Consider the following 1,475-nt stretch of genomic DNA (forward strand, 5'->3'; position numbering starts at 1 on the left):
CCCAGGACCGGGTGCTGAGTCTCGATGCTCTCTATGTCGTGGCCATGCTGTTGCTGGTGACCTTTGGAATGCGGGCGAGCACGGTCATCTATTTCGAGGTGGCGCTGCTGATTGGCCTCTTGGGTTTCGTCGGCACGGTGGCCCTGGCCAAATTCCTCATGCGTGGGGAGGTCATCGAGTGAGCTACGCAGACATACCTCTATGGGCTGCCATCCTGATTTCCGCGGCCGTGCTGATCGGTGCGGTGCTCACCCTCATTGGTGCTATCGGGCTGGTACGGGCAGGATCATTTTACCAGCGTATTCATATGCCAACGCTGGGCACCAGCTTTGGCGCCATCGGCATCTTGCTGGCCTCTGCAGTTCTCGCTTCGATCGGCGAAGGGCGCTTCATCGCCCATGAGATCTTGATTTTTATCTTCGTCAGCGTAACGACGCCGGTAACGCTGATGCTGCTGGCCCGTGCGGCACTGCATCGTGACCGCGTCGAAGGTTCGCCGGAAGTCCCCCCGGCGCTCGTCAAGCCAGCGGACCAGTAGGGGGTTAGAGCCCTTCGTCGACGCCCTCGATAATTTCGGTCACCTCGTCGACCGATTGGGCGCGGCGCAAGGCGTTCACCGCGGCTTCGTTGCGCGCCACCCTGGCAATGCGCGACAGCGCCTTGATCTGATCGCCGCCGGAGTGCTCGGGCAGAAGCAGCATCATCACGAGATCTACCGGTTCGCCGTCGACGGCTTCGAAGTTGATTGGCCTCTCAAGCGTTGCAATAAGACCGACAACTTTTTCGAGCCCCTCGACGCGAGCATGGGGGATGGCAATGCCGTTACCAAGGCCGGTCGAACCGAGTTCCTCGCGAACATGCAGCGCTTTGGTGCAGAGCTGGCTGTTGACCAGTCCAAGTTTTCCCGCACGCTCCGACAGGAATGCAAACAATTGCTCCCTGCTGGTGACGGGGACCTTGAGAAAGACATGATCGGTCGAGAAGAGTTCGGTGAGTTTCATCCGGGAGGCAGCTCTTTCTTCGCAAAGTGCCAAGCTCCTTAACGACGATGACCGTCGCTGTCCACTTTGACCCAAGACTACGTGGCCCACTCACGGATAATTGCAGGATCGGGGTAAGCGTACGAGGCAGCAATTCGCGCTCCTTTCTCGGTCATCCAATGGAGATAGGCGACACCGAAGAAGTCCGCCAAAGTCCAGTCGCTGTCCATTCATGTCCGGACTCCTGCGACGCGATCGGCACAGGAATAGCATCGATGTCCTGACGGCTGCCAGTGAGCCAGTGGGATTGGCGCATGGCCAATGGCTGCTGTTGATCAGGCCGCCGCTCGAAGCGGACAGTCCGCTTACGTGAAGATCCTATGGGGATGGAAAGCGGCGAGCGCTCTGCCAGAGTGAGGTCGCCAAACATCACCTGGAGGTCAGCATGCAAGCCAACAGCACCAAAGCCCCGGCCGCTATCCGCGTCGATCTTGC

At 59.4% G+C, this 1,475-nt stretch carries 4 protein-coding genes; 2 read left to right on the forward strand and 2 right to left on the reverse strand.

The annotated features are described in order from the left end of the window. A partial coding sequence (locus DDE76_RS19305; RefSeq protein ID WP_108463701.1) for a K+/H+ antiporter subunit F occupies window positions 1-182 on the forward strand: 182 nt, incomplete at its 5' end. Further along, window positions 179-538 carry a monovalent cation/H(+) antiporter subunit G gene (gene mnhG / locus DDE76_RS19310; RefSeq protein WP_104891355.1) on the forward strand — a complete coding sequence of 120 codons (360 nt, stop codon included), beginning with the start codon at window positions 179-181 and terminating at the stop codon, window positions 536-538. The genes DDE76_RS19305 and mnhG, both read left to right, overlap by 4 nt. Before the next feature lie 4 nt (window positions 539-542). Here the strand turns inward: mnhG and DDE76_RS19315 are convergent, their stop codons facing one another. Then, window positions 543-1,001, reverse strand: a complete 459-nt coding sequence (locus tag DDE76_RS19315; protein ID WP_104891356.1) for a PTS sugar transporter subunit IIA — start codon at window positions 999-1,001, stop codon at window positions 543-545. A gap of 151 nt (window positions 1,002-1,152) precedes the next feature. Next, window positions 1,153-1,475 (reverse strand): hypothetical protein (locus tag DDE76_RS19840; RefSeq protein WP_210202711.1); only part of this gene is annotated, 323 nt, incomplete at its 5' end.

Origin of the sequence: Devosia indica, assembly GCF_003056405.1 — a bacterium.
GTDB classification, from domain to species: domain Bacteria; phylum Pseudomonadota; class Alphaproteobacteria; order Rhizobiales; family Devosiaceae; genus Devosia; species Devosia indica.

Excerpts from the sequence above, each read along its gene's own strand:
- DDE76_RS19315 (WP_104891356.1), bottom strand. The coding sequence starts at position 1,001 with ATGAAACTCACCGAACTCTTCTCGACCGATCATGTCTTTCTCAAGGTC.